Source organism: Micromonospora maritima, assembly GCF_902825405.1.
Classification (GTDB): Bacteria; Actinomycetota; Actinomycetes; order Mycobacteriales; family Micromonosporaceae; genus Micromonospora; species Micromonospora maritima.
This window is the reverse complement of record NZ_CADEAU010000437.1, coordinates 1-4474: the sequence shown is the minus strand read 5'-3', so window position 1 is coordinate 4474 and position 4474 is coordinate 1. Positions and strand designations below refer to the sequence as shown.

3 protein-coding genes are annotated in these 4474 nt (G+C 74.5%); 2 read left to right on the top strand and 1 reads right to left on the bottom strand.

Annotated features, from left to right (window positions below):
• Positions 1-459: 459 nt before the first annotated feature.
• On the bottom strand, positions 460-2772 hold the full coding sequence (locus HUW36_RS26480) for a transglycosylase domain-containing protein (RefSeq protein WP_174530633.1): 2313 nt from the start codon (positions 2770-2772) through the stop codon (positions 460-462).
• 182 nt (positions 2773-2954) lie between these two features.
• On the opposite strand from HUW36_RS26480, the gene HUW36_RS26475 reads away from it, so the two are divergent.
• Both HUW36_RS26475 and HUW36_RS26470 read left to right on the top strand, forming a co-directional pair.
• Complete coding sequence (locus tag HUW36_RS26475) at positions 2955-3890, top strand: diacylglycerol/lipid kinase family protein (protein ID WP_174530632.1); 936 nt, start codon at positions 2955-2957, stop codon at positions 3888-3890.
• Positions 3891-3932: 42 nt separating this feature from the next.
• A partial coding sequence (locus HUW36_RS26470; protein ID WP_174530631.1) for a nucleotidyltransferase domain-containing protein occupies positions 3933-4474 on the top strand: 542 nt, incomplete at its 3' end.

The window sequence follows — 4474 nt, the reverse complement described above, 5'->3', positions numbered from 1 at the left end:
GGTGGCGCGGCCTGCACGGCCGCGGCCGTGCCGGCGGCGATCACGCCGGCCGCGGCCGCGCCGGAGAGCGCGGCGAGTCGAGGTGAGAGCTTCACGAGGGTTCGCTCCTGTTCTGAGGCGCGCAGCACGGAGCCCGGTGGGGACGGGCGGCGCGATGGTGCGAGGCGGGGTGACGGTCGGTCACCGGAGCTGCCGGCGTGGCTCCGGGTCGACAGATCGACCGTCCGGGTCGCCGGGGGTCGGCGACTCGTGGGTGCACGATCACACGCCGCCGGAGCCGGGATCAATGGGTGACCGGGGCAACCGACTCGCGCCGGACATCCGGGTGTCAGCCCGAATTCAGGAAGCCATGATCTTCAATAGGCCCTGATCAGGGCAAATATAGTCCGCAGTGGATGGATGCAAGTCCATCATGCGGCCTTTGCCGTGGTGTGCGCATGGCGCACATAGGTTCGTACGTCAGCGGGGTCCCCGGCTGCGCGTCGGCGATCCGGTCGGCGACGGGGACGGCGACGGCGACCCGGTGGGCCGTGCCGTGGGCCGACCGGTCGGGCGAGGGCTCGGACTCGACGGCGTCGGACGGGGCGTCGCCGACGCCGACGGCTCCGGTGCCGAGGTGCTCGGGGCCGGCGCCGACGGGGAGGGCTCCGGGGCGTCCCCGGGAAACCCCGGTTCCCGGAACCGGTACCGGTCCGGGTCGAGCTTCATCGCCTCGGTGGCCCGCGCCATGAACTGCCGCCAGATCGGCGCCGCCCCGGTCGAGCCGTACACCTCGTAGCTGCCGCCCCGGGTCCGCAACGGCTTGCCGTCGGTGGTGCCCAGCCAGACGGCCGAGGCCAGCGCGCCGGTCCAGCCGACCATCCAGGTGTGCACGTTCTGCGTGGTGCTCTGCCCGGCCTGCCAGGTGCCGGTCTTGCCGGCCGAGTCCCACCCGTTGTCCAGCCGGGCCGCCCGGACCCGGCGCAGCGTCCAGTCGAGCTGGTCGATCGCCTCCCGGTCCAGGCCGAGGTCGGTCTGGCGCACCTGCTCGGTCCACACCTCGTCGTCGCCCTTGGTCACCGAGCGGACGAAGTGGGCGTCGGCGCGCTTCCCGCCGGCGGCGAAGGTGGCCATCCCGTTGGCATGGTCCTGCACCGTGATGCCGTACTGGCCGATGCCGACCTCGGTGGAGAACCGCCTCGCCACCTGATCGGCCGGGTCGCCACGCAGGTCGACGCGCTGCGGCTGCGGGTTGCCGCGTACCGTCTCCCACATCGAGTCGACGCCCGCCCGCCGGGCCATGTCGATCACCCGCGCGGTGCCCAGCTTCTCGGTCAGCTCGAAGTAGGTGACGTTCAGCGAGGCGACGGTGGCCTCCCAGAGCGCGCAGTCCGGCTGGCAGGGCGCGTGCTCGGCGTTGCGGATCGGCCCGGCCGCGCTGCCCCGGGTGCGGCCGGAAGCGGGAAACTCCTTGGTGTCCGGCGAGTCGAACCGTTGCTTCACCGAGATGCCGTCGCGCACCGCGGCGGCCAGGTCGTAGACCTTGAACGAGGAACCGGGCGGGTGCTGCCCGAAGCCGCGCGCCTGGCCCTTCTCGTCGTAGTACCAGCCCGCGTAGTCCGCGCCCGAGCCCTTGTCGCCGCCGTAGTAGCCGAGCACCCGTCCGGTGCCCGGCTCCACCGCCACCAGTGCGGCCTGCCAGTTCTTCGGCTGCCCCCGGACCGCCTCCGGCGCGCTGTCCCGGCGGATGTCCGCCGCCGCCTCGGCCGCGTCCTGCACCCGCTTGTCCACCGTGGTGACGATGCGGTAGCCGCCGTCGCGGATCACCTCGTCCGGCTTGCCCCGGAACGGATCCGTCCGCCGCAGCTCGGCCAGCACGTGGTTGACCACCAGCCCCGTCGGCCGGTCCAGGTCGGACCGGCCGACGTCCGGGTCGATCGGGCGGACCGTGTCCGGGTACGCGAGATCCGCCGCCTGCCGGGGCGTGAGGTAGCCGAGCTTCACCATGCCGTCCCGGATGTAGTTCCACCTGTCGATCGAGTTCTGCCTGGCGGTGGCGTTGCGGGCCGGGTCGTAGCCGGGCGCGCCCTCCGGATCGGCCGGGTCCGCCTCGGGTTGCTTCACCATCGCGCACAGCACCATCGCCTCGGCCTGGGTGAGCTGCTGCGCCGCCGGGGCGTCCCGGCGCACGGTCTTGCCGAAGAACGTCTGCGCGGCCGCCTCGATCCCGTACGCGCCCCGCCCGAACGGCACCGTGTTCAGGTAGAAGCCGAGGATCTCCTCCTTGCTGTACGCGTCGTCCAGCTTCCAGGCGATCACCGCCTCGCGCAGCTTCCGCGAGTAGGTCACCCCCCGCAGGTCCGCGGCGACGCGCGCGTACTGCTGGGTGAGCGTGGACGCGCCCTGCCGCTGCCCGCCGGTGACGTTGGCCCAGGCCGCCCGGAGCACACCCTTGACGTCGATGCCCCGGTTGGTCCAGAACGTGCGGTCCTCGGCCGCCACGATGGCCTGCTTGGCCGAGTCGTTCATCTTCTCGTACGGGACGATGGTGCGGTTCTGCGCGCCGAGCTTCGCCATCGGCGTGCGCCCGTCGGCGTAGAAGACGGTGGTCGACTCGGGCAGCTTCAGGTCGGTGGGCGTGGGCACACTGTCGAAGTAGTAGCCGCCGGCGACCAGGCCGCATCCGGCCAGCAACGTGCAGATCGCCAGGAAGACGGCCAGGCGTCGCCGTCGGCGTCTCGGCCGGGCCGGTGTGCCGCCGCCGGGTCCCCGGACCTCTCCGCTGTGCCGCACGCGACGCCTCCGAACTGATCGGCCGAATCGTGTCCCTGCCCGGCTCGCAGGCTAACCGAGCTGCGGCGACGGCACCGGCCGGTGCCCCCGACCGGGCGCGCCGGAACCCACCGGACGCAGGCGCCCGGCCCGCCCGGCCCGGGCAGGCGTGGCGCGCGGGCCGTCCGGGTACCACCGTCGGCATGAGCACGAGCACGGCGGAACGCGCCGACACCGACACCGTGGCCCCGCCCGCCGGCGTGGTGGCGGTCGTCGCCCACCGGAAGAAGACGTTCGGCGGCGGCCTCGACGAGCTGCGCGCCCGGCTGGTCACCGCCGGCGTCGGGCGGCTGCTCTGGTACGAGGTGCCCAAGAGCCGCAAGGCCCCGAAGCGGGTCCGCAAGGCGCTCGACGAGGGCGCCGAGCTGGTGCTGGTCTGGGGCGGCGACGGCATGGTGCAGCGGTGCGCCGACGCGCTGGCCGGCACCGGTGTGCCGATGGGCATCCTGCCCGCCGGCACCGCCAACCTCTTCGCCGCCAACCTCGGCATCCCCACCGACCTGCCCGAGGCGGTGCGGATCGCGCTGCACGGCCGGCGTCGCCCGCTGGACCTGGGCCGGCTCAACGGCGAGCACTTCGCGGTGATGGCCGGCGCCGGGTTCGACGGTGACCTGATCCGCGACGCCGACCGCAAGCTCAAGGGCCGGCTCGGTCGGGTCGCGTACGTCTGGACCGCGCTGCGGCACGTGCGCGGCGAGTGCGTGCGCACCCGGATCCGGGTGGACGGCGCCGACTGGTTCGACGGCGAGGCGAGCTGCGTGCTGTTCGGCAACGTCGGCACCATCACCGGCGGCATCCCCGCCTTCGACGACGCCCGGCCCGACGACGGTGCGCTGGAGGTCGGCGTGGCCACCGCCAGCGGCGCGGTGGACTGGGCGCGCACGCTGGGCCGGATGGCCGCCGGCCGCTCCGACGACTCGCCGTTCGTCCGGATCACCCGGGGCCGCAAGATCCGGGTCCGGTTCGCCGCGCCGAAGACGTACGAGCTGGACGGCGGCGCGCGGGGCACGGCGAAACGGCTGAAGGTCACGGTGGTCCCGGGCGGGTTGACGGTCTGCTGTCCCGACCCGGTGGACTGACCCGGCCGGCGCCGGGCCGGACGCGCCGGGCAGGATGCGGGCATGCGCGACGACGTCCGCGACTACCTCGCCGACCTGGTGCGGCGCTCCCGGGACGTGCTCGGCGACGATCTGGCCGGGGCGTACGCGGCCGGTTCGGTCGGGTTGGGCGCCTACCAGCCGGGCCGCAGCGACGTGGACGTGGCGCTGCTGGTCGCCGCGTCGCCGGCCGGGGCCACCCGGCGGGCGCTGGTGGACCGGCTGCGGCACGAGGCGCTGCCCTGCCCGGCGCGCGGCCTGGAGCTGGTCGTCTACCGCCGCGACGTGGCCGCCTCCGGCACCCCGGAGCCCGGCTTCGAGGTGGAGCTGAACACCGGCGCCACCATGCCGTTCCGGGCCACCTACGACCCGGCCGACCGGCCCGCCGCCGACGGGCGGTTCTGGTACGCGCTCGACCGCAGCATCCTGCGCCAGTCCGGCCTGACCCTGCTCGGCCCGCCCGCCGCCGAGGTCTTCGCCGATCCGCCGCCGGCCGCGCTGCGGGCGCTGCTTGTCGACGCGCTGCGCTGGTGGCTGGCGCTGCCCACGCCGCCCGGCGACGCGCC

Bases quoted from the DNA above. Each gene is read 5' to 3' on its own strand.
- HUW36_RS26475 (WP_174530632.1), top strand. From the start codon at position 2,955: ATGAGCACGAGCACGGCGGAACGCGCCGACACCGACACCGTGGCCCCG.